19 protein-coding genes and 3 pseudogenes are annotated in these 23,277 nt (G+C 44.3%); 15 read left to right on the top strand and 7 right to left on the bottom strand.

Annotated elements, in window-relative coordinates; all coding sequences use genetic code 11:
* Positions 1-59 precede the first annotated feature (59 nt).
* On the bottom strand, positions 60-659 hold the full coding sequence (locus B212_RS0111810) for a hypothetical protein (RefSeq protein WP_019910982.1): 600 nt from the start codon (positions 657-659) through the stop codon (positions 60-62).
* A gap of 214 nt (positions 660-873) precedes the next feature.
* On the opposite strand from B212_RS0111810, the pseudogene B212_RS35345 reads away from it, so the two are divergent.
* Positions 874-1,161: pseudogene (locus B212_RS35345) on the top strand (hypothetical protein); the annotation flags it as partial.
* On the opposite strand, the pseudogene B212_RS35930 reads toward B212_RS35345, so the two are convergent.
* Positions 1,108-1,828, bottom strand: a pseudogene (locus B212_RS35930) (LysR family transcriptional regulator). The pseudogenes B212_RS35345 and B212_RS35930 sit on opposite strands and share 54 nt — an antisense overlap.
* 165 nt (positions 1,829-1,993) lie before the next feature.
* Here B212_RS35930 and B212_RS35340 point away from each other — a divergent pair.
* The 4 genes and pseudogenes from B212_RS35340 to B212_RS0111795 all read left to right on the top strand — a co-directional run bounded on the left by B212_RS35340 (position 1,994) and on the right by B212_RS0111795 (position 4,513).
* Positions 1,994-2,203 carry a hypothetical protein gene (locus tag B212_RS35340; RefSeq protein WP_019910979.1) on the top strand — a complete coding sequence of 70 codons (210 nt, stop codon included), beginning with the start codon at positions 1,994-1,996 and terminating at the stop codon, positions 2,201-2,203.
* 15 nt (positions 2,204-2,218) lie between these two features.
* Positions 2,219-2,362: pseudogene (locus B212_RS35695) on the top strand (EamA family transporter); the annotation flags it as partial.
* Positions 2,363-2,371: 9 nt separating this feature from the next.
* On the top strand, positions 2,372-2,842 hold the full coding sequence (locus tag B212_RS35690) for a DMT family transporter (RefSeq protein ID WP_332258146.1): 471 nt from the start codon (positions 2,372-2,374) through the stop codon (positions 2,840-2,842).
* Positions 2,843-3,001: 159 nt separating this feature from the next.
* Positions 3,002-4,513, top strand: coding sequence for a glycoside hydrolase family 43 protein (locus B212_RS0111795; RefSeq protein WP_019910977.1), 1,512 nt, complete (start codon positions 3,002-3,004; stop codon positions 4,511-4,513).
* Positions 4,514-4,516: 3 nt separating this feature from the next.
* On the opposite strand, the gene B212_RS0111790 is transcribed toward B212_RS0111795, so the two are convergent.
* Positions 4,517-5,377, bottom strand: coding sequence for a helix-turn-helix domain-containing protein (locus B212_RS0111790; protein WP_019910976.1), 861 nt, complete (start codon positions 5,375-5,377; stop codon positions 4,517-4,519).
* Between the two features lie 138 nt (positions 5,378-5,515).
* Here B212_RS0111790 and B212_RS0111785 point away from each other — a divergent pair, with 138 nt between their 5' ends.
* The gene (locus B212_RS0111785; RefSeq protein ID WP_019910975.1) at positions 5,516-7,225 is read left to right on the top strand and encodes an ABC transporter substrate-binding protein; all 1,710 of its coding nucleotides are present in this window, start codon (positions 5,516-5,518) and stop codon (positions 7,223-7,225) included.
* Between the two features lie 91 nt (positions 7,226-7,316).
* On the opposite strand, the gene B212_RS0111780 is transcribed toward B212_RS0111785, so the two are convergent.
* The gene (locus tag B212_RS0111780) at positions 7,317-7,856 is read right to left on the bottom strand and encodes a PadR family transcriptional regulator (RefSeq protein WP_019910974.1); all 540 of its coding nucleotides are present in this window, start codon (positions 7,854-7,856) and stop codon (positions 7,317-7,319) included.
* A gap of 216 nt (positions 7,857-8,072) precedes the next feature.
* Between B212_RS0111780 and B212_RS0111775 the strand changes: the two genes are divergently transcribed.
* Both B212_RS0111775 and B212_RS0111770 read left to right on the top strand, forming a co-directional pair.
* Positions 8,073-9,341 (top strand): L-lactate MFS transporter, encoded by a 1,269-nt coding sequence (locus B212_RS0111775; RefSeq protein ID WP_019910973.1) that lies wholly within the window; start codon positions 8,073-8,075, stop codon positions 9,339-9,341.
* 40 nt (positions 9,342-9,381) lie between these two features.
* On the top strand, positions 9,382-11,331 hold the full coding sequence (locus tag B212_RS0111770) for an oxidoreductase (protein WP_019910971.1): 1,950 nt from the start codon (positions 9,382-9,384) through the stop codon (positions 11,329-11,331).
* Positions 11,332-11,366: 35 nt separating this feature from the next.
* Here B212_RS0111770 and B212_RS0111765 read toward each other — a convergent pair whose 3' ends face one another.
* Entirely contained in the window at positions 11,367-12,377 is a 1,011-nt protein-coding gene (locus B212_RS0111765) for an AraC family transcriptional regulator (RefSeq protein ID WP_019910970.1), read from the bottom strand.
* Between the two features lie 171 nt (positions 12,378-12,548).
* Between B212_RS0111765 and B212_RS0111760 the strand changes: the two genes are divergently transcribed.
* Genes B212_RS0111760 through B212_RS0111750 form a run of 3 tightly spaced genes read left to right on the top strand, consistent with a single transcriptional unit; the run spans position 12,549 to position 17,540 of the window.
* A complete protein-coding gene (locus B212_RS0111760) occupies positions 12,549-13,937 on the top strand; it encodes an MFS transporter (RefSeq protein WP_019910969.1) in 1,389 nt (462 codons plus the stop codon).
* Between the two features lie 12 nt (positions 13,938-13,949).
* Positions 13,950-16,700, top strand: coding sequence for an alpha-L-rhamnosidase (locus B212_RS0111755; RefSeq protein WP_019910968.1), 2,751 nt, complete (start codon positions 13,950-13,952; stop codon positions 16,698-16,700).
* A gap of 9 nt (positions 16,701-16,709) precedes the next feature.
* Entirely contained in the window at positions 16,710-17,540 is an 831-nt protein-coding gene (locus tag B212_RS0111750) for an MBL fold metallo-hydrolase (protein WP_019910967.1), read from the top strand.
* Between the two features lie 94 nt (positions 17,541-17,634).
* On the opposite strand, the gene B212_RS0111745 is transcribed toward B212_RS0111750, so the two are convergent.
* Positions 17,635-19,131 carry a glycoside hydrolase family 43 protein gene (locus tag B212_RS0111745; protein WP_019910966.1) on the bottom strand — a complete coding sequence of 499 codons (1,497 nt, stop codon included), beginning with the start codon at positions 19,129-19,131 and terminating at the stop codon, positions 17,635-17,637.
* Positions 19,132-19,304: 173 nt separating this feature from the next.
* On the opposite strand from B212_RS0111745, the gene B212_RS0111740 reads away from it, so the two are divergent.
* Positions 19,305-20,225, top strand: coding sequence for an ArsR/SmtB family transcription factor (locus B212_RS0111740; protein WP_019910965.1), 921 nt, complete (start codon positions 19,305-19,307; stop codon positions 20,223-20,225).
* A 41-nt stretch (positions 20,226-20,266) separates the two neighbouring features.
* On the opposite strand, the gene B212_RS0111735 is transcribed toward B212_RS0111740, so the two are convergent.
* Positions 20,267-21,229, bottom strand: coding sequence for a helix-turn-helix transcriptional regulator (locus B212_RS0111735; protein WP_019910964.1), 963 nt, complete (start codon positions 21,227-21,229; stop codon positions 20,267-20,269).
* A gap of 109 nt (positions 21,230-21,338) precedes the next feature.
* Between B212_RS0111735 and B212_RS0111730 the strand changes: the two genes are divergently transcribed.
* From B212_RS0111730 to B212_RS0111720, 3 genes are all read left to right on the top strand, one after another.
* Entirely contained in the window at positions 21,339-21,821 is a 483-nt protein-coding gene (locus tag B212_RS0111730; protein ID WP_019910962.1) for a GyrI-like domain-containing protein, read from the top strand.
* Between the two features lie 80 nt (positions 21,822-21,901).
* A complete protein-coding gene (locus B212_RS0111725) occupies positions 21,902-22,366 on the top strand; it encodes a hypothetical protein (protein WP_019910961.1) in 465 nt (154 codons plus the stop codon).
* A 20-nt stretch (positions 22,367-22,386) separates the two neighbouring features.
* A complete protein-coding gene (locus B212_RS0111720) occupies positions 22,387-23,148 on the top strand; it encodes an AIR synthase related protein (RefSeq protein WP_198015853.1) in 762 nt (253 codons plus the stop codon).
* Positions 23,149-23,277 lie beyond the last annotated feature (129 nt).

Below are 23,277 nucleotides of genomic sequence, written 5' to 3'. Positions count from 1 at the left end.
AAGAAGAAATGAAGAAGCAACTTTATTAGCACAGAACTTATTACATAAACTTAATTCATTTAATCAGTAATTTTTTTAAGCTCAAAAATAGTTGCCTCTGATAACAAGATAAGCCTATCGTTATTAACTACAAAAAAACTTACACTTACAGGTATGCTACGTTTTGTAGAAGGGTCACTTATATCTATTGCTTTTACTTCATCATTTATATTTAAGTCTGGGATATCTATTTTATAAAATCTATAAAAAGAGTCAGAATTATAGCATGTCGCTGTAATCTGATATAGTGGACTTTTTAGTTCATATTGATATTTTTTATAGTTATTTAGTCCTTTTGATGAAAAAAAATCTTTATTGATTATAATTTCATCTCCAATAAATTTTTGCCCTGTTGGATATTCAGAAGCATCATTATATGAATTTGCAAATCCTAAAAGCTTCTCAACTTTCCAAGTTCCATAGAAATATTTTTCAGTTTCACTATCCAAACTTATACGTTCTACAGTACAATATTCGGATGTGTTTTTTGGAATAATAGACTCTTCCGTTTCAGGTGTAGGCTCACTAGAAGTATTTGGATTTGATATCGTTTCAACATTTCCACAAGCCGATGCTAGCATCAACATTATCATAGTACAAGCCATTAATGTTTTTTTCATATCTCACACTCCTACTATAAAGTTATGTTTTCGCATGTTTACTCGCTTGCTAACTGAATTAATCCCCGTATGGATTAAAATCTCCTGTTCCATCGTTTTTATATCACCATGTGCTAAAAGCTACTTCCGTACAGCGAGTAATCCGTCACTGCTGTATAACAAATGGGGCGATACTTTTTCTTTATTTTCCGATGCCTTTATCAGTTTTGCCTCAGTGGAGATTGATTTTGGCCAAGAAATCGGAATAAAATCGTCCAGCGCCCAAATCACAAAACGATATGAAGATGAGGATATTATAGGAAAGCAAGTAATTGGGATAGTCAACTTTCCTCCGCGCCGTATAGCCGGATTTAATTCCGAGGTATTAGTGCTCGTAGGGATACCCGAAAAGGGGGATGTTGTTCTCTTAAAGCCTGACTTTCATCTGCCTAATGGAACACCTATTTGTTTAGGCCATAAAATAGTTTTTTTCAGGAATACTTCTGTATGGCAGATAATCTAAAAATCGCTTAACCGCGAGTGAAACAGATTCTTTATCTTTCATTGCAAGGTCAATCCTGCGATAAGCTGGAACTTCAAGTTCTCTCACAACAATCGGGTATGGAGTGCGCTTCAGAATAAGCTCAGGTATAATACTGATCCCTAACCCGCTTTATACCATCGACATAATGGCATAATCATCCCATGTTGTAAATTGTACTTTGGGTTCTATACTACACCTCTCAAAAATCTCAGAAATTTCAGCTTTCTCACCTTTTTCCAAGAGCATAAACGGGTATTCACTTAAAGCTTTAACAGGGAAACGTTCACAATCGGCCAGCGGGTAATTTTCTGGCAAGATTACAAGCAGTCTGTCCTGCTCCAAAAAGACCGTATCCAGTTTGGGATGTGTGGGGAGCCTTAAAAAACCGCAATCCACGCGCCCTTCTAAAATCCAGTTTTCGATTTCCGAGTAGTCGCCAAGCAAAAGCTCATATTCAACATGGGGATATTTTATTTGGAATTCTTTGATGATATTCGGAAGCCAATGGGTAGCCACACTTGAAAATGTTCCAATTCGAATTAACCCGGCTGATACCCGACTGTGAATAGTTTAGGGCTTCGGCCGCTTTTGTAAAGCTACCGTACTCAACTGTTTTGACTAATGCTAAATATTTCTGGATGTTCATGTCCATGCTAATGTCCAGCTCCAATCATCTGGTTTTGTCATCATTAATATGATAAATATTCGTTTTTGTAATAACAAAGAAAATGTTACATTATAAATCAGTTAACTACAAATGAAACATATTAGTAGAAAGCGGGAATGTATCGTACAGGAAAAATTGTATTTCGTGCTGTCAATGATTATCTTCGGCGCAGTTGGTGTATTTGCAAAATATATAGACATGTCTTCGAGTAAAATCGCGTTGTTCTTAAGTTTAATCGGCTGCCTGTTCCTGCTTGTAGTCTTTATATGGACGAAACAGAAGGTATTTGGGCAGAGGGTAAAAATGAATGCCGTCGCTCTGTTCATTGCAAGTGTTGCTCTAAGCGGCAACTGATTCTTTCTATTTCAGGCTTACAAGGAAACAACAATTGCCAATGCGGCATTGAGCTATTATTTTGCGCCAGTTCTGGTCATCATGCTCTCACCTTTAGTATTAAAAGAAAAATTGTCCCTCAAAAAGGCCCTATGTATAGGCATTGCTTTACTGGGACTGTACCTCATCATGCAAAACAGCGGGATAGGAACAACCGAGAATCATCTGCTTGGTATCGGCTATGGACTAATTGCAGCAGGTTTCTACGCCGTCTTAACGCTGGTCAACAAGTTTATCTGGGAGCTGGACGGGCTTGCAAATACACTTCTGCAGCTTGGCTTGTCGGTTGCGATGCTATTTCCATTTGTGCTATTCACGGAGGGCTTCAATTTCTCTTTGGTCACCGGTAACACGGTTATATTGATGCTTGTGCTGGGAATCTTCCATGGCGGGGTTGGATTCTATATGTTCTTTGCTGGAATGAGAGGATTAAAAGGCCAAAGCATCGCCGTAATGAGCTATATCGCCCCCCTAACCTCATTATTAATTTCTACTCTTGTTGTAGGAGAAAAGATGAGTTTACAGCAACTGATCGGTGCCATCTTGTGGATAGGCTCTATTTGGATAGGTGAAGCTGGCGGAGAGAAGCCGAAGGGTTAATAATAACCTCTTGTGAGCTGTCTTCCATATGCATTGTCTAGATCATGCTAAACATATGACTTGAAAATGAAGGTTTGGCAAAGTGAAAGTATACTACAATGTGGGAATAGCAGAGAGAGCTAAACAATCTGTATAAAAAATAGACAGGAGCGCGGATATATGCAGTACACCAATCCCGTCATACCGGGTTTTCATCCTGATCCAAGTATTTGCCGTGTCGGTGATGATTACTATTTAGTGACAAGTTCTTTTGAATATTTTCCCGGAGTCCCTATCTTTCACAGCAAGGATCTGGTCCATTGGCGGCAGATCGGCCATTGCCTCACAACAGAGAAACAGGTTCCACTATCGAATGCATGGAGTTCTGGCGGAATCTATGCACCAACCCTCCGTTATCACAACGGCTGGTTTTATATGGTGACGACCAATGTAAGCGGAGGCGGAAATTTCTTTGTCAAGACACAGAACCCGGAAGGGCCTTGGTCAGAGCCTGTGCAGATTGCCTGGGGTGGCATTGATCCTTCCCTGATGTTTGACGACGACGGCCGCGTATATTTACAGTCTCCAACTACCGGAGATGAAGGCAACGGCATCTACCAATGCGAGATTGATATTGAAACCGGAGCCACACTGTCAGAGAGCCGTTTGATTTGGAAAGGTACTGGAGGGGCGCATCCCGAAGGACCTCATTTATACAAAATCAACGGACAGTATTATTTGATGATTGCCGAAGGGGGAACCGAATATGGACACATGGAGACGATCGCTAGAAGCAATCATCCTTATGGGCCATTTGAACCTTGTCCAAGCAATCCGATTCTCACGAATAGAAGTATGGGGAACGGCATTCATGCAACAGGCCATGCAGATTTAATTGAAGCCCATGACGGAAGCTGGTGGGCTGTATGCTTAGGGATAAGGCCGGTATCCTATCCTATGGGACATCATCTGGGAAGAGAGGTTTTTCTGGCGCCTGTGAGCTGGACATCTGACGGATGGCCCATTGTAGGCAATGATACGCATATTGAGCCGGTGATGGATGCTCCCAAGCTGCCACAAGTGCCGTGGCCAGACAAGCCGCGCAGAGACGACTTCAATGCCGCTAAGCTGGATATGCTGTGGACTTTTTTGCGCAACCCCGCTGAGGGAAGCTGGTCGCTGGCAGAACGTCCGGGATTCCTTGTCCTCCATGGACAAGCGGCAACATTAAATGAAGTGGGTTCACCCACCTTTGTAGGCCGGCGTCTTTGTCACTTTTCCTGCAATGTGGAAACTATGCTGGAGTTCGATCCGAAGCACGAGGGAGAAGAAGCGGGCTTAACCATGTATATGAATGAGAAGCACCATTACGATCTGGCAGTAAAATCCGTCCAAGGCCGCAAGAAGCTGATCTTCCGCCGGACTGTCGGTTCAATGCAGACGGTGGAAACCCGCGATTGTCCTGAAGGGCCCATTGTGCTTCAATTCCAGGCTCTGCCCGAGAAATTTGTGGCAACGGTCCGTACCTTGCAAGCCGGCGCAATTGAAATGGGATGGGGCGAGACCCATCTTCTCTCCACCGAAATTGCGGGCGGCTTTGTAGGAGTAATGACAGCCATGTATGCAATTTCCGAAGCACCGGAACCTTCTCCTGCTTCATTTGACTGGTTCGATTATAACGTGACTGAGTAATTATTATTGCATTTTGCGAAATGCTTTCGGCGTTACACCATAGCATTTTTTGAATTGGCGGGTGAGGTAATTGCTGTCGTTAAATCCGCACTCGTATGAAATATCTGTAATGGAGCGGTTCGTTTGCTTTAGCAAGGTGCAAGCCCGCTCCAAACGCAGCCGGTGAAGATAGGCAATCGGTGTTGTCTGATAATATGCCTGGAAAATCCGGTTCAAATGTCTGACGGAAATATCCGATTTGGCCGCAATCTCCTCAAGCGTCACTTGATCCAGATAGTGATCCTCAATGTAAGAAATTGCACTGGCCAGATGCATCAGACTGTTGTCTACCCCGGTCTCCTGATGGTCATATTGCCTGGACAAATATACTATAAGCTCCATAAACCGTGACACGAGCATGGTTTGATAGCCTTGCTGCTTGGTCTCATATTCTTTAATCATGACCGACACCAACGCCGAGACATATTCAAGACTTGTAATCGACATGTTCAGCTTGCTCTGATATGGATTAATGCTGCGGTAGAACGGCTCCAGAATGAAGAGCACCTGATAACCGTTCAAGGACCGGAGATCCGGTCCGGCTGACTTTAGCATATCCGGCTTGTACATTACGTTGCATATCTTAAAATCATGTGGAGCCTTGTAAGCATGAGGCGTTCCGCTGTTCAGGACAAATGCATTCCCTTTCTTGATAAAAGATTCTTCATTATTGACGACATGTGTAGCATGACCATTCAGAACAATGACCAGCTCGGAAAAATCCACATGCTGGTGAAGCGATATCTCTTCCTCATGTCCCCCATATTGAATAAAAAAAGGGAACTTCTCATCGGTCGTAAACCAGTTTAAATATACATTACTCAAAATGCTCCCACCCAGTCCATTGTTGTCTATGTCCATATTATGCTGTTTTATGACTTGATAATCAAGGTTTGCAATAGGCGTAGAAGATAAAATTAATAACGAAAACAGTCACTCTTGACACACTATAAGGGGGAAATGATGACCATGATTCAGAAATTGCCCAAGAAATGCGGAATAGCGTTGTTAGCAAGTATGCTGCTGCTATCGGCGGGCTGCAGCAGCACAAAAAACAACACTGCCAATAACGGAAATGACAGCAGCAGCGATGATTCCAGTCCAATTACGTTTTCATTTTTTGGAGCTGATGCTAATCCGAACTGGAACAACATGCAGGATGATGTAGGGAAAGAAATTATCGCCAAAACAGGGGTTACGCTTGATGCCGAATTTGATGTAGGCAGCGGTGGCGGACAGGACAAAATCTCTTTAATGGCGGCCAGCGGGCAATACCCTGACATCATCTACGCCAAAGGAGAGCTGGGCAAGCTGGTAGATGCAGGCGGGATTATTGACTTGACCGATCTTATCGACAAATATGCTCCAAATATTAAAAAGGTTATGAGCAAGAGTATGAACCGCATGAAATACAGCAAGGAAGATCAGGCCATTTATTCAATTCCAACCAATGTCGGGGTAGATGAACAGGTTTTTGATGCAACGGGCGGTTTTGAAGTTCAGCTTAGAGTTCTCAAGGAACTGGGCTATCCGCAAATTAAAACAGTTCAAGATTTTGAAAGCGTCCTCAAGGAGTATGTAGCCAAACACCCGACAACTGACGGACAGCCCACAATTCCGCTGTTGCTCAATGCAGATGGCTGGAAGAGTATGATTACTGTAACCAATCAAGCCGCGGCGACTACAGGCGGTGCAGGTGACGGTGAATACTATGTGGTCCCGGAAACCTATCAAACGATGCTTCACTACAAACGCCCGGAAGAAAAAGAGTACTTCCGCTGGCTGAATCATATGTATAATGAAGATTTGCTGGATAAGGATTCCTTCGTGCAAAAGGATGATCAGTATAAATCTAAAATCTCCAGCGGACGTGTACTCGGCCTCACCTCTGTAGAATGGGAATACCAGGACGCTGAGAATGCCCTGAAGTCAGCCGGCAAAGACGAATATACGTATGCTCATTTTCCTGTTACTATGGGTACGCAGTATAAAGATAATTCCATGCAGGCCATCGGGGTTGACGGGTATGGCATTAGCATCTCGACATCCTGCAAAGACCCAGTACGTGCGATCAAATTTCTTGACTGGCTGTCCTCCGATGAAGGACAAGTGCTGCGGAATTGGGGAATCGAGGGCAAGCAGTATAATGTTGAGAATGGGAAGCGCATTATCCCGGATGACATCCGTAACCAAAAAGTCAATGATGCAGCCAACTTCTCGAAGCAGACAGGCATCGGACTATACTCGATCTTTGGGGTCCGTTACGGAGACGGTGTCAAGGATTCAACTGACAATTACTATACCACCAACTTCCCTGAACAAATCATCGCCAGCTACTCGAATGCCGAGAAGGAAACTTTAGCGGCTTATAAAGCGAAGACATGGAAGGATCTGTTCCCGGCTGCGGATGAATTCCCAGTCAAAGAATGGGGGGCACTGTATAATATGCAGGTTCCGACGGATGGAGATTATCAGGTCATTTACCAAAAGACACAGGACATCGTTCACAAACGTATTCCTGAAGCCATTCTCGCTAAGCCTGCAGACTTCGACAAACTATATGATGCATTCCTCAAGGAAATGAACGACGTTGGAGCCGAGAAAATGGAGAAGCAATATACCGATCTGGTTAAAGCAAGGGTATCACTTTTCACAGGCAAGGATATTAAATAAAAGAAATAAGCATATGAAGGGCCCTTCCCAGCTTGGGGAGGGTCTTTCTGCATGTCTATGGATTAAAAAAAGAGTGCCCGAAAGTGGACACTCATTGTTTTTTACAATAATCAATATAATTCTCCAGCCATTGAATCGTTACAGTCTCACGTAAAATAGCACCATCTAGCACTAGATAATCACCAAAATTATCACTGTCGAGCGGAGGAATGCTATTATAACGCTCTTTATTTTTGCGTAAATGTTTCAGCCTGTCCTGATGTTGAAGCAGTTGATGCCCCAGCAATTGTAATCGGGTAGCTACATCCAGGTTATTAGAAAAATACATTCTCAATCTAAATACGTCTTTAGGAGTGGGCTCAATCGGCTCTTCCTTTTTCAACCATTGCAAAAAATCCTGCTTACCCTTCTCCGTAATAGAATACAGCTTTTTCTCTAATACTTCCCCGCTAATTTGAATTTCGTAAACGATCAGGCCCTCGTCAAGCAGCTTCTTTAATTCCGGATAGATCTGACTGTGCTTTGCATTCCAAAATTCACCCAGGTCCTTGCTGAACTCTTTACCAATATCATAACCAGTCATTGACTCTTTATTTAACAAACCTAAAATGGCATATTTTAAAGTTCTCATATGGCTCTCTTCCTATGCATGATCTTCGTTTTTGTGTTTAGTATAACATATTTAACCAGTCAACAATTAAGTTGTGTACTAAAAAGAAAACATATTTTATTAAACGTATAAATATATACATGTTTGTGTTGATATAATCAAAGCCGCGTGCTAATATTAAATCGAATCAAGATGTGAATGATTTCACAATGGACGAATAAGGAGATGAGAATTGAAGTGGAATTTACAAAAAAGAGATGGATTATCCTGATTGCGAGCTGCTTTATTAACCTGTGTATTGGATCAATTTATGCTTGGAGTGTGTTTGCTGCCCCAATGGCAGAATATCTGAGCAGCGTTACAGGACTTCATCTAACACCGGGTGACTTGGCTATTGCTTTTACGATTACCAATTCAGTAGGTCCTATCACGATGATCTCGGGCGGCTGGGTTAATGATCGGTTCGGACCGAAGAAAGTGATCTTTGCAGGGGGCTTATTATTTGGGGGCGGTATGCTTTTATCAGGTTTTGCAACGTCTGTAAGCTTCCTCGTAATTGCTTATGGTATCGTACTCGGCCTTGGAACAGGAATGGTCTACGGATGCACAATTAGCAACTCGATTAAGTTTTTCCCGGACAAACGTGGATTAGTTGGCGGAGTAACAACGGCTGCTTATGGATTAAGCTCAGTAATTATACCTCCCATTGCCAATGGTTTAATCAGTCACTCTGGTGTAACGGCAGCATTTAAAATAATCGGTATAGCCTTCCTTTTGATTGTATGTTCCGCTTCATTCTTTATTGAGAAATGCCCATCTGATTTTGTCCCGGCAGGATGGACACCAAAGGCTGTCCACGCTGGCCGTTCGTTAAAGAACAACAAAAACTGGAAGGGTATGCTTGCAAGTCCACTATTTTATGTAATGATCCTGTTATTGATTAGCGGAGCTTTTGCCGGACTAATGTGTACATCGCAGGCTTCACCTATAGCTCAGAAGATGGTTGGCCTGTCTGCGGCAGCCGCTACGACAGTTGTTTCTGTGTTGGCTCTGTTTAACACTGGCGGACGAATCCTTGCAGGCTATATTTCAGATAAAATTGGCCGAATCAATACCCTGGCTTTTGCTTCTCTCTTTTCGGTAGTAGGACTCACATTGCTTTATTTATCAGGAGAAAGCAGTGTAGCGACATTTTATATCGGTATTTCCGTTATCGGTTTAAGCTTTGGCGCACTGATGGGGGTATTTCCCGGATTTACTGCGGATCAGTTTGGTGCAAAAAATAATAGTGTGAATTATGGCATTATGTTTATTGGATTTGCCTTAGCAGGATATTTTGGACCGTCCATTATGCGGAGTGTATATAGCGCAGACGGTAGTTATCAGAGAGCCTTTGTCATTGCCGCCATTTTTGGCATAACCGGATTTATTCTAACATTTGTATACAAGTGGGCTGTCAAGTATCAGGAGAGAGCTGCTAATAAGAATCCGAAAGCTATCATTTAAACGTAAGAAAGAAACATCTATAGAGAAGGAGAATGAAATCATGCACAGAAAATATCCAAACCTATGTAAACCCATCACCCTTGGAAATGTAACCTTCAGAAATAGAATGTTTGGCTCGCCTATGGGAGGTACAGACATTACAGCAGACTGCACGATTGGCCCCAAATCTACAGCATTTTACGAATTGCGGGCAAAAGGTGGTGCTGCCTCAGTTACGGTCAGTGAAGTTGTGGTTCATCCCGAAACAGAAGCCTCCCATATGTACCATCTGGATCTGGGAACCGTAGATTCTCTTGCAAGCTTTACCTACACAGCCGATGCTATTCGGCGTCATGGTGCAATTGCCAGTGTGGAATTGTCTCATTCCGGGCAATATGCAGGAACTTATCTGACTGACAAAAATAAGAAGCAGGGTCTTGCTCAATGGGGGCCAAGCCCCGGGGTCCGTCCAGACGGCAGAGAAGTAAAAGAGCTTACACAAGAACTAATTGCTGACATCGTAGCAGCATATGGCAGATGTGCCGGACTTGCTAAGAGAGCAGGCTATGAAATGATCATGGTTCACGGTGGACATGGATGGCTGATTAACCAGTTTTTTTCGCCTTATTTCAACCGCAGAACAGATAAATACGGCGGAACTCTGGACAACAGGGTGCGTTTTGCACAGGAGGTTCTGGATAGCATCCGTGAAGCGGTGGGTCCCGGCTTTCCCATAGAGTTTAGAATGAGTGGTTCCGAGCTGTTTGAAGGCGGTTATGATCTGACAGAAGGCATTGAGATTGCCAAATTAATTGAATCAAGAGTCGACTTGCTTCATGTATCTGCCGGAACCTATCAGACAGGGTTTGGCATCACGCACCCTTCGATGTTTCTGCCTCATGGAAGCAATGTTTATCTCGCAGCAGAGATCAAGAAGCATGTAAGTGTGCCGGTGGCAACTGTTGGCGGATTAAATGACCCGGCTCAAATGGAAGAGATCATTGCCAGCGGCCAGGCGGATGTTGTTGAAATGGCCCGCGCACTGTTGGCCGATCCGGAGCTTCCAAGAAAGGTGATGAGCAACCGTGACGAGGATATTATTAAATGTCTGAGATGCTTCACCTGTATGGCAGAACGTGCGGAGACATCGACAAGACGGTGTACGGTTAATCCTTTAATTGGCCGTGAAATGGACGGGACGGAAATATATCCTTCTCCTAATCCGCGTAAGGTTCTAGTCGCTGGCGGGGGTCCGGGCGGACTTTATGCCGCTCTTACTGCAGCTAAACGGGGACATAAAGTCGTTCTGTGTGAGAAGTCTGACGAGGTAGGCGGCATCTTGAGGGGAGAACAGGCGATTCCGTTCAAATACGAGATGTATGAGTTAGGTGTGACTCTTGGAAAATTAGCCAAAGACGCCGGCGTTGAGATTCGTTTGAATACATCTGTTACTAGAGAGTATGCAGAGAAAGAAAATGCTGAAGCACTAATTATCGCAGTCGGTTCCGCAGCCATTATTCCGCCAATCCCTGGACTTGATGGTGATAACGTTGTGGTTGTTAATGACTATTATCTGGAGAAGGATAAGATCAGCGAGAGTGTAGTCGTATTGGGCGGCGGGCTGGCAGGCTGTGAAGCAGCCATTCACCTTGCCCAGGAAGGCAAATCTGTTCAACTGGTAGAGATGAGAACGGAGCTGGCTCCAGATGCCAATATTAGACATCGTCCGATTATGCTGAAAGAAATCGAAAAGAATAATATTCAGGTTCGATTAGGGTATAAAGGTCTAAGTGTACAACAAGATGGTGTTGTGTGCGTTGATCAGAATGGTGAAGAGCAGCTTGTTCCAGGCACTTCAGTCATTTGTGCGCTTGGACAACGGCCAAGAAGAAACGTAGTAGAGGAGTTAATTGACAGTGCACCATATGTTGCACAGATTGGAGATTGCGTTAAGGCGTCTACGATCACGACAGCAATATATCAGGGGTACCATGCTGCGCTTGATATCTAATGGTGGCCATGAGAGAGGAGAAATCCTCTCTTTTTTTACTTTGCTTTGAAGGAGTTGCGGTACTCATTCGGAGTGATGCCATAAAGAAGCTGGAACTTTTTATAGAAAAAGGTCAGGTTGTTGTAGCCGATTTCTCTGGAAATATCATCAATGCTCTGATCAGACAACTGCAGCAGCAAGGCAGCGTGCTTGAACCTTTGTTCCTGGACGATTGCAGAAAAGGTTTTGCCAGTCACTTTCTTCACAATTCTGCCCAAATGGGCTGGTGAAAATTGAAAGTGCTTCGCGGTTTGCTCCAGCGTAATGTCCAGATAGTGTTCCTCCATATAAGCCAATAAATCGACTACGGATATGCTGGTATTTCTAACGCCTTCCTTTAGAAAAATTTCATAGCTTTCACTTTCCAGAAGCCTGCTGAATAGAATCGTTAAATACGCTTTGATAATTTCGGGATTGGTGGGTTTACTGTCAAAAGCTTCACACAATATATTCTGAATAGTTTGTTTGATTTGCCAATTGTTCTCTGTCCGAAATAACAGGAAATTCTTTTCCTTAGTAATATTGGTTATAATTGAAGCGATGGTTTTGCCTAAAATATTATCTCCCAGGATTTTAAATACGAACTGGTTATCGAAAAATTCATTTGTCGCCAGGAAGTTGATTAAGATATCCTCTTGTTCAACTTTACTGATCGAATGCTCCACATTCTTGTTGAGGATGATTATATCTCCCGCGCTCAATTTGAACTTCTCCCCTTGAATCTCCTGATAGAAGGTCCCGCTGTAAATGTAATTCATTTCAAATAAATTATGCGTGTGATTAAGCATTTTGGCGAAGCGGGTATGCCTGGAAATTACAAATATTTCATCTGTAACATTCAATTTCAGAACATTATTCTCCACGATGTAGGTAGGAATCCACTCACTTGAAAAGGACGGCGAGAGGATTTTTTCTTTTATTATTTCATCAGAGAGCTCCGAGTGCTGCAATTCCTGTTCCAAATCGGTTAATCCGAACAATAGAACATCTAGTTCCTCATAGTTCATTATTTTCCCTCCCTCCTGAAGAATGTATCACTTTTGGTTAGTCAAAACAACAGCTACCGACATTGGTGAAAGGGTTTACATGATTTATTATAGCTCTATTGGATATCCAACAAAGGTATGGTCAGTTGCACAGTTATAAGGGGAACCGGTAATTTGAGCGGAGGGAAGAAGATGAGCAAGGGTTTTGATCAATATTATGAAAACGCTGTTAAAGCACCCTTTAAAAAAAGGGAACTGGTTAGTTACACCATTGGAGGACTCGGGGACTCTGTCCTATCGGGATTAGTATCTACATTCTTTATGATATTTGCTACGTCCGTCATGAAAATATCTCCGATCACTATCGGGACGATTCTGCTGGTCACGAAGTTCGTTGATGCTTTCTGTGATCCGGTTGTAGGCGTGCTGATGGATAATACAAGAACGAAGTATGGCAAGCTGCGACCGTATATCTTGTTTGGAGGGCTGTTTTGGGCGGCGATCACCGCATTGTTATTTTTTAATCCGAATTTCTCTTCACATGCCTTACAGATTACCTATGTCGCACTCATTTATACGCTCTGGGGGATTGGTTTTTCACTGTTCGATGTTCCTTACTGGAGCATGTCGGCGATTATCTCCACAGATCCTCAGAAACGCAATTCCATTGTCAGCTTAACGAGATCTGCTACGACGCTCGGATCGCTGATGGTCTCGTTAACAGGAGGGCTTCTGGTATCCTACTTTGCACGTTCGCCGCACAGCGGGCAAGGGTATTCGTATCTGGGCTGGCTGTTCTCCTTGCTTGCGGCTATCAGCTTTATCACCTTGTTTATTGTATCGAAAGAGCGGGTGAAGCCCAGAACCGAGAAGACCAGCTTTAAGAGCATCGTTAACATCTTGAAAATAAACAAGCCGTTGCAGGCGTATATTGTCAGTCAATTTTTTCAGGTATTAACGATGGTTGTTACGATGCTGACCAGTTACTATGCGATTTATAATCTCGGCAGTATCGCACTGCTGTCGTTTATTATGGTGCCTACCATGATCGGATTTTTATTGACGCCTCTGGTTATTCCGAAATTGCTTAAAGTAGTCAGAACACCACAGCTATTGCTGTATAGCGGAATTATTTCAGTAATAACAGGAGCAATTTATTATATTGTGGGCTATCAGAATTTAACCTTTGTTTTCATCATTTCTATATTCGCTGGTTTTTTCATCTCAATGAGCATGAGTCTATCCACCATATACGTTGTTGACTCGATAGACTATGCAGAATGGAAGACCGGCTATCGGGCGGAAGGCTTAATGTTTTCAATTCAATCACTCACAGCAAAGATTATGTCTGCATTCGGCTCATTCGTCACCGGTATATTGCTGACCGCCATTCAGTTCAATACAGATGCCGTCACGCAGTCAGCGTTTACCCTCAAAGGCCTGTTTTTCATTACTGCTTTCGGGGCTGGGATCAGCTCCATTCTGGGCTCCATCCCACTATTAATCTGCAAATTCAAAGGGCGGGAGAGGGATAGAATCCTATCCGAATTGTCCGACAACAGAGCAAAAAAACAACAGTAAGGAGACAAAGACATGAAGGTAACAGACATAAGGATGAATGGAATCAAGAATCCGGCTGGTTTTGCATATCCAATGCTAAAGTGTTCGTGGAAGGTTAAGGATACCCGTTCAAAGCGGCAAAAGAGAGCCAAAATAGAAGTAAGCTTAACTGAGGATTTTGCAAACGTTCTATATATCAAAGAAAACGAAAATTTAGACGCTACAGGAGAAACAATCCTAATGGATTGTCAGCCTAAGACGAAATACTATTATCGCATTGAAGTCGAAACGGAGGAAGGAGAGGTCGCTACAAGCGGCACAGCCTCCTTTGAGACAGGCAAAATGAATGAACAATGGAAGGCGAGTTGGATTGGTACCCAGGAAGGAGATCATTTCCATCCGCTGTTCAAGAAAAATTTCTCTATAGAGCATCCCGTTAAAAGTGCCCGCCTGTACATTAGCGGATTGGGCCTGTATGAAGCTTATATTAATAAAATGAAAGCAGGGGACGAGTATCTTGCCCCTTTATATAGTGATTATCACAGTGAATATCAGTATCAGACCTATGATATTACCGGTATGCTGTCCAGTACCAACACAGTGGAGATTATGCTCGGGAATGGCTGGTATAAAGGGCGTTTTGGACTAGGCGATTTGCAAGAGAATTTCGGAAGTGAATTTGCTTGCATTGCCGAGCTTCATATTACGTACCAGAATGACGAGGTCCAGGTGATACACACGGATGAGACATGGCGTTACACCGGTTCTGATATTGAACTAAGCGATATCTATGACGGCGAAATTATCAACCGCCTGTTATGGTCCGGGCAAGCCAACCCAGAGCAAGAAGTCCGTATTCTCAATTTGGATAAAAATAAGCTGATCAGCAGATACAGCCTGCCTGTTAAAGTAAAGGAAATAAGGGCTGTTCAAGAGATTATAATCACCCCTAAGGGTGAAACGGTACTGGACATGGGGCAGAACCTCTCCGGGTTGATCGAATTCCGCAATACGTTTCCAACAGGAACCAAGCTAATCTTTGATTTTGGAGAAATACTGCAGGACGGGAACTTCTACAATGATAATTACCGCTCAGCCAAATCTCAATTTATTTATGTATCGGATGGTACCGAGGAAGTCGTAAGACCTCATTTTACCTTCTTTGGCTTCCGGTATGTCCGGGTCGCAGGCTGGATTGGAAATGTAGCTAAGGATGATATTGTTGCTAAAGTTCTATACTCCGATTTGGAGCAGAGCGGACATATTGAAACCTCGAATGAAAAGATCAACAGGCTCTTTCAAAACTGTCTGTGGGGTCAAAAGTCAAACTTCATTGATTTTCCTACGGATTGCCCGCAAAGGGATGAACGTCTGGCCTGGACCGGAGATGCGCAGGTATTTGCGGGAACCGCGTCGTATAACATGGATACAAGGGCATTTTACAATAAATTTATGCATGATTTAAGAACCGAACAAATGAAGCATAATGGAATCATTTCGGCCTTTATTCCGGTGTTTGGTGAGCCCATTGCCACCAGTGTTTGGGGCGACATTGGAACATTCTTGCCGATGGTGCTCTACACCCACTACGGAGACAAGGATGTTCTGGAGCAGAGCTTTCCAATGATGAAGGACTGGGTTGATTATATAACAAGAGAGGATCAGAAGCGGGGCCAGCAGTACCTCTACAATTTCGGCTCCCATATCGGAGACTGGTTAGCACAGGACGGGAGATCGCCACAGAGCTTTAAGGGAGGTACGGACGACGGCTTTATCAGCTCCTGCTACTACTATGAATCTCTTAAAATGGTCGCTAAAGCCGCTACAATATTGGGAAAAGAAGCAGATGAACGGAAATACGCGGAATTATCGGAGAAAGTGCTGGACGCCATTCTTCATGAGTACTTTACGGCTTCAGGCAGATTAAGTATAGATACCCAGACCGGTTACCTGGTTGCCTTAAATTTCGGCATATATGTAGACAAAGATAAGCTGATGCAAGGTCTCCACGAACGATTCTATAAAGACTGCAACAGATTAACCGGCGGTTTTGTAGGGGCGCCTATTATGTGCAAGGTGTTGGCCGAGAATGGGATGGAGGAAGAAGCCTTAGACTTTTTGCTCCAGGAAGAGTATCCAAGCTGGCTTTATTGTGTGAATCTGGGCGCCACCACCATTTGGGAGCGTTGGAACTCCGTACTCGCAGACGGCAGTATGAGCGGGACTGTCATGAACTCATTGAACCATTATGCATACGGATCGGTTGTTGAATACCTCTACAGGGATCTTGGCGGAATCAGACCTCTGGAAGCCGGTTTTAAGAAGGTGCTGTTCGCTCCGCAGATCAACGGGAAGTTTCAATATTTCTCCACGGAGTATGATTCCATCAGCGGTAAATATGGATCACAGTGGAGGCTTAATGAGGACGGGAGTGTCTGGGTTAGATTTGAGGTTCCTTTCTCCCGGACCGCAGAAGTACAGCTTCCCGAATATGATGGAGAGACGATTTTTTTGGAAGCAGGAGCTCATGAATTTACCTACCATCCCTTGAAGGATTATAGAAATTTATTTACCATGAATACGCGCCTGTCCGAATTGGCCAAACACGATGAAGCGTTAGCAATCTTGAAGCAAAGAATTCCTATGGCGGTTGAGTTTATTTCACTTGGAGATATTGACGGGCTGTCCCATTCATTAAATACGCTGAAGAAGATGGACTTCTTTGGCATCAGGGAAGAGGATATCGAGGCGGCTGCCGAAGAAATTTTAATGCTGAAGCAATAGGAGGACAACATGGATTATTACACCTCGCACAAAATTTCAGAGCATGTAACCCAAATTACAAGCCTGACGAACGAATTTTTGTATCTGATTGAAGGAGAGCGGGAGGCTGCTCTAATTGACACCTGTCTGGGGATCGGAAACCTGAGAGCCTTTGTTGAGAATTTAACTAAAAAACCGTTAACGGTAATTCTCACACACGGGCATGTTGATCACGCGATGGGGGCTCCTGAATTCGACCGGGTCTATATGAGTTCAAAGGACAACCCGGTATTCATGGAACATAAAGCTCTGGAAGTCAGAAAGGAATATATCGCAATGGCTCTTGGGGACAGGACGCCTAAGCTTGAAGATAAGGATTTCGTTAGCGTCATGAATCCCAATTTCGAAGAGCTGCAGGAGGGAGATAGCTTTGATCTAGGGGGGATACACTTAGAGATATATGCGGCAGGAGGCCACACCCCGGGAACGATGGCTATCCTAATCGCAGAGGAACGAACCTTGATCCTTGGGGATGCCTGTAACCATTCTACCTTCCTGTTCGATAAAAATTCCTACTCGGTGGAGAAGTATCAACAGTCTATGCAGCAACTGGATGTACAAACCAGGGGGAAATATGACCGAGTCTACTTGTGCCATCATGAAGCGGAGGCTTCAGGTGAAATCCTTCAGCAAATAATCATTCTTTGCCGTGAAATTATGAACCGGGAGACCGATGATATCCCGTTTGAGTTCATGGGGCAAAAAAGCTATTTTGCAAAAGCAGTGGACAAAAACCTGAAGAGGTTAGATGGCGGGCTGGGAAACATTATTTATGATACAAACAAGATTTTTGAGGAATAGAAGTCGTCCATAATGGATATCTGGAGGTTATGCATCGAACAAGGCAGCGGCCCTTATTGCGGGTTCGCTGCCTTGTTTCTTGTGGGAGAATATATTAAGAATACACGCAGCTAAAATGTGTAAACTCTGCATTGGAACCGGGAGTTTCTCCAGTAGCATACAGACCGATTAGTACACCAGTAAACCCTCCTGCTACTTCTGAGGAGAGGTATCTCGTCTGCGCAGCTCCAAGCAAGGTCTCAGTACCTTCAATCTGCACATAAAAGTGATAATAAGTAGGGGTAGCCCTAACAACCAATGTGGCATGATGGCAGTCGCTCAGATCTATAGCTTTTTCAACGGATTTAATTTCTCCGATATTAAGCCGTTCGATAACCTCGTATCCCTGCTCATTTCCGCGCAGTGCCAAATCGTAGTGGTGTTTTTCATCCATATAGAGCGTAATACCGGCTTCGCCGCTGTTAAGGCTGATTTCGCATGAAATGACAGCATTGAAATCTTTTTGACGAATGCCTATGAATGTGGGAGATGCCGGAACATCCAGCGTCACTCCGGTTCCTGTAAGCTTTACCTTGTCGGCTTCTAACTGATAATGCCCGGCAGCCGGATGGCGAAGATAACACCAGTCCAGATTCCAATCGGTATTCTCAAATGTAAAGACCTTTTTGTCCTGTTGAACGATTGTGTCCGCGATACGATCTGTCTCGAAGCTCAAAAGCGTGGTGCTATTATGGCCTGCCGTAAACCAGCCATCCTCTCCAAAGGTAACCGGGGCCAGAAACACTTCGCGTCCCAAGTGGTGATACGTAAGATATTGACCCGTCTGCCGGAATCCGAGATGGAAGAGCCACCAATGCCCCTCGCCATCTTGAATCAAATCGCCGTGGCCGACTCCCTGCAGCTCGTAACCGCCCAAATTACGATTAGTCAGTACAGGATTGTTCGCATAGGCCTCGAACGGGCCAGTAGCTGAATCTCCCCGCGCATAAGTAATCATATGGCCATATTCGGTTCCGCCTTCGGCTGCCATCAGATAGTATCGTCCATTTATTTTATACAGGTGAGGACTTTCCAAATACCGTCCGCCGGTTCCTTGCCAGATTGAACGGCTGGGCGTCAGCTTGCGTCCGGTTTCAATTTCGAGTTCACATTGGACAATGCCGCCAACTCCGAAATCATCAGTCCCGTTGCTCATGAAATACGTTCTATCTTCTTCAAAATATAGATCCGGGTCTATTCCCCCTTGATCGACATAAATAGGCTCAGACCATTCGCCATAAATATCGTCAGTCCAGATATAGAAGTTCTGACGTGTAGTGTCATTTGTGGTTGTCATGTAGAACCGTCCATTATGGTGACGCAGGGTAGGGGCAAATACGCCGCCGGAGCTGTCCACAGTGTCCAGTTGAACCTGACTCGTTCGGGTCAGGCAATGACCAATTTGGGTCCAATTGATCAGATCCTTGCTTTCAAAAATCGGAACGCCAGGGAAATACTGAAAGGAGCTGCACACGAGATAATAGGTATTATTGACTTTACATACACTGGGGTCAGGATAAAATCCCTTAACGACCGGATTATTGAATCTCATTTCTCCACCTCATTAGTAAATTCATATATACAAGAATTCAGCATGATCTATAACTAACAAGAATTAAACACCATTGGCTAGAAACTTTCAATAAAACAAGGTTGAAGTTTCCGATTAATTTTATTAAATTAATATAAATATGATTTCAATAACATGGTCAGGAGTTAATGATTATGATCCAGGCAAACGGGGAACAAAAATTCATGCCGTTATACGAAGCATTGGCTAGTGAGGTCAGATGGAGAATTATGAACCTCATTGCCGGCAGAGAAATGAATGTGAAGGATATTGCAGCTAATTTAGAGCTTAGCCCCTCCATCGTCACCATGCACATCCATAAACTTGAACAAGCCGGATTAATCGGGAGCCGCAGGGTTCGCCTGAAGGGAGGCACACACAAAATGTGCTTCCTCACAGAAAAACATATCGAGATCAACCTGCCATCTGCCAGCCGAACCAAGAAGATAAGAGAGCAGACAATTTCAGTCGGTCATTATACCGCTTTTGACGTCCAGCCTACATGCGGGCTGGGCACCCGGGAAAAGGAAATTGGAATTTGGGACGACCCGCGTTACTTTCTCGATCCCGAGCGGGTTCACGCCGCCATTCTGTGGTTCGGGAAGGGATACGTAGAGTACAAGACGCCTAACTATCTGCTTCCTGAGGAAACTGCCGATGCCATCGAAATTTCGATGGAAATCGCCTCAGAAGCGCCCGGCTTGAGCGATCATTGGCCTTCGGATATTCAATTCACCTTTAACGGTGTTGCGCTTGGAACCTGGACAAGCCCGGCTGACTTCGGCAGGGCTGCGCGGGGCAAATATACGCCGAAATGGTGGCACAGAAATGTGAATCAGTATGGATTGTTGAAGACGATCCGTATTGATGCCACAGGTACATTTATAGATGAAGAGTGGATGTCAGACGTGACCGTCGCAGATATCAAGCTAGCCGAGCAATTCTGGACACTCCGCTTCGCAGTTGACGAGAAGGCCGTTAACATTGGCGGATTGACACTATATGGAGCCGGCTTCGGCAATCATGATCAGGATATTGTAATCCGCGTATTCCTTAGCGATGGAACATCACAGTAGAGGGAGAGAAGCTGCGTATAAATAGGGATAACCGCCACTAATTATGGGCAGTATAAGCGTAATCTTTCTTGTATACCTTCTAAGACTTCTTTTGGCATTTCCCTAACCCTGATGTCCCCACCCAGAAAAAGCAGCCAATTGATGATCCCGGTCAATTCTTCAGGCTTAGCCACATTAATAAAAGTCTCTAGAAGGGCTGTGGTTTGGTAAGGATTCGTATAGGCAATAGAAACCTTTAGAGGATGGTATTTTTTGAATTGGGCAATCGCTTTTGGACCAAGTTCAAGGATAAGATTGATTACTTCCTCCTGTTTACTTAGTTTTTCTAAAATCATTGTCTTGCTTAGTTTTTGTTTCCCCCTATAGGGCGTGACATCCGTTAGATTGTCTACAGGAAAAATATGTTTCTTTTCTTCCTTTAAGTCGAAGCCTTCTATCAACCACAGACTTTTTTCACGATACAGGTGCAAGAGATAAATTGAATAAGACTTGATTAACTTATCTTCTTTGGTGGTAATGCATAAATAGCTATCCGCAAGAAGGATTTGGATCAGTTGTTCCAGCATGGGATGGGGAAGGTCCGAAAGATCAAGCAGGTCGGGATTATAGGGGTTGGTTCCTTCAAACAGCAGGATTTGATTTAAAAGAAAAAGCTCCTCCTGCTGGTTGCTCGAGATAAGACCCAGTAATTTTTCAGTTAAGGACTGACGGCTCTTGAGGTAGGGGAGCTGTTGATTTCTAGTAGCCATAAAGGCAATAAACAGAGCTTTGACCTCATTATCGGTGAAGCGGACAATGGGAAGGACGGAGTTATTCATGACGGAATAGCCCCCATCCCTTCCAGCTTCAGCCACTAGCGGCATCCCCATAGCCTCAATCTCTCTGATATCTCTAATCGCTGTCGAACGGGAGATGTTAAATTCCTGCATAATTCCAGAAATTGTAAAGTGGGCGCGGTTGTTGATATACCGCATGATGATATTAATCCGTTCAACTTTTTTCATCGGGACTCCTAAACAGTATCATTTTTTGACATGATTTAAGGCTATCATATACTCATCAAGTGAAGAAGACAAATCACTGGATAATCCACAAAAAAGGAAGGTTTTAAATATGGCAGAGTATACCCTGGTTGAAAAAGACAGCTTCACCGTTATAGGATTAGGAACTGAGCTTAAGAGTGATTACACAGACTATGCTGGTATAATTAAGGAAAAGTCAGACTTTTGGCAGGCCGCCAGCCAAGATGGAAGGCTCGACACGTTAAAAGCCATAGCCGCAAATGACTACATTTTTGCCGTGAATGAAGCGGTAAATGGCAAGATGATGCACTATGCCGGCGTCCTGGCAGAAGCAGCGGCGGCACCTGAGGAAGCCAGAGTCATTCAATTTCCTAAGGGAGAATATCTGGTTGTTACAGGAGAAGCGCAGACGGCTGATGAATTAAATAATAAGCTTGCCGGCATTGCCTTTGGCCAAGCCTTGCCGGAAGCAAAGCATGTTTCCTATGTCGGCGCGCCCAATACATCGGTGGAGATGGGGGAGCGGAACGGCTTAGTTTTTGGCGAAATGTGGATTCCTGTTGTAAGGAAATAAAGAGAGCCAACGCTTCCGGAGCCAGCTATTCGGTAATTTGCTGCGCTTCATTCGGCGAATAACTTTTAGGAGGGACGTAGTTGCCTTATATCGTTGATTTTAAAAATGTGTCTACAACTGGCTTAGAGTCTTCACCTGTAGCAGAAGCGCTTGCCGGTTTACGTGCGAATGAAGCCCGTTACTATATGAACAAATACGAGCATGCTTTTACGGTTGTACCCGCCGGCGAAAGCCAGGAGACCCTTGACTATGTGAACCGAATTTTGAAGCAGGAACGTGAGATTGAGTTCGCAGCCAAGCCTTTGGAAACGTCACAGTTTCAAGTGGGGAACATTAAAATGGCCTACGTTTTTTATGAGGATGGTCTTTCGGTCAACGTCATGTATACGGTTGATGACCCGAAGAAGCGGGCCGTGGGTTTTAAGCTTTCCGAGGGGATGGAGGTTCCTAAGGAGTTAGAAGATAAGTTTAAATTTGCAAGACAAAAGTCCAAACTGGCCGGAACGATTCGGGGCTCGTTTTTTGTAATTAAAGGGGAGTATTGATGTTATCCAAGGAAATTGCAATGATGAAACCATCAGTACAAAAAATTCGTGATCTAACTTTGGTGCGAAGAGCGGGAAGCCGCTTGCTGGTCATAGGCTGTGACTCCAGCGCAAGTATCGGAAACAAGCCAATGGATGCTGTGCAGACTCCGCCGGATATCGTCGGCTATTATACAGCCCGGGTTGCGGTTATGGAAGTACTGTCCGTGGGCGCGGATATTCTTACCGTAGTGGATACCTTAGCTGTGGAAAGGCATCCAACAGGTAATGAAATTATCCGCGGCATCCAAAGACTGCTGGGCGAAGCCGGACTCACGGAGGCTCATATCAATGGCAGCACGGAGGACAATTTCGAGTCGTGCCAGACTGGCGTAGGAATTTCCGTTATCGGGGAAGCCGATGAGGAACGGCTGAAGCTGAAGCGGTCGCTTGCCGGTGACTGTGTGGTTATGCTGGGGGAACCGTTGATCGGAAGCGCAGTGCTGGAGCAAGAGGCAAAAATATGCAGCATCCGGCAGCTACAGTCCCTAGCAGCCTCACCTGAGGTGCATGAGATTCATCCGGTCGGCTCTAAGGGGGCCGGGTATGAGGCAGATCTTCTGGCTGAACTGAATGGCTGCAGTTTTCAGGCAGTTCCAGGGATTACGGACAAGCTGAATGCCTCAGGAGGTCCGTCGACGGCGGTGATTTTCTCTGCCGCAGAGGAACAGCTTGAATACATTCAATCCGAAATTGGCGGCGGGCTGGAGATTATCGGTGTCTTGCTTCCCTTTGGGGGATAAAAAGGGCAAAAAAGAACCTGGAATTTTTCCAGGTTCTTTTATATTGCACAGGAACAGTCACGATGATATAATCAAATCACGACCGCCAAAAGTAAAGTTTTCACAAGTAATGCATCTTACAATATTATT

Origin of the sequence: Paenibacillus sp. HW567, from assembly GCF_000374185.1 — a bacterium.
Lineage (GTDB): Bacteria > Bacillota > Bacilli > Paenibacillales > Paenibacillaceae > Paenibacillus_AQ.
This window is presented reverse-complemented; position numbering and strand designations above follow the sequence as displayed.

Bases quoted from the DNA above. Each gene is read 5' to 3' on its own strand.
- B212_RS0111760 (WP_019910969.1), top strand. From the start codon at position 12,549: ATGAGCAAGGGTTTTGATCAATATTATGAAAACGCTGTTAAAGCACCC.
- B212_RS0111810 (WP_019910982.1), bottom strand. From the start codon at position 659: ATGAAAAAAACATTAATGGCTTGTACTATGATAATGTTGATGCTAGCA.
- B212_RS0111720 (WP_198015853.1), top strand. From the start codon at position 22,387: ATGATGAAACCATCAGTACAAAAAATTCGTGATCTAACTTTGGTGCGA.
- B212_RS0111730 (WP_019910962.1), top strand. From the start codon at position 21,339: ATGGCAGAGTATACCCTGGTTGAAAAAGACAGCTTCACCGTTATAGGA.
- B212_RS0111740 (WP_019910965.1), top strand. From the start codon at position 19,305: ATGATCCAGGCAAACGGGGAACAAAAATTCATGCCGTTATACGAAGCA.
- B212_RS35690 (WP_332258146.1), top strand. From the start codon at position 2,372: ATGCAAAACAGCGGGATAGGAACAACCGAGAATCATCTGCTTGGTATC.
- B212_RS0111785 (WP_019910975.1), top strand. From the start codon at position 5,516: ATGACCATGATTCAGAAATTGCCCAAGAAATGCGGAATAGCGTTGTTA.
- B212_RS0111780 (WP_019910974.1), bottom strand. From the start codon at position 7,856: ATGAGAACTTTAAAATATGCCATTTTAGGTTTGTTAAATAAAGAGTCA.
- B212_RS0111770 (WP_019910971.1), top strand. From the start codon at position 9,382: ATGCACAGAAAATATCCAAACCTATGTAAACCCATCACCCTTGGAAAT.
- B212_RS0111765 (WP_019910970.1), bottom strand. From the start codon at position 12,377: ATGAACTATGAGGAACTAGATGTTCTATTGTTCGGATTAACCGATTTG.
- B212_RS0111750 (WP_019910967.1), top strand. From the start codon at position 16,710: ATGGATTATTACACCTCGCACAAAATTTCAGAGCATGTAACCCAAATT.
- B212_RS0111735 (WP_019910964.1), bottom strand. From the start codon at position 21,229: ATGAAAAAAGTTGAACGGATTAATATCATCATGCGGTATATCAACAAC.
- B212_RS0111795 (WP_019910977.1), top strand. From the start codon at position 3,002: ATGCAGTACACCAATCCCGTCATACCGGGTTTTCATCCTGATCCAAGT.
- B212_RS0111755 (WP_019910968.1), top strand. From the start codon at position 13,950: ATGAAGGTAACAGACATAAGGATGAATGGAATCAAGAATCCGGCTGGT.
- B212_RS0111745 (WP_019910966.1), bottom strand. From the start codon at position 19,131: ATGAGATTCAATAATCCGGTCGTTAAGGGATTTTATCCTGACCCCAGT.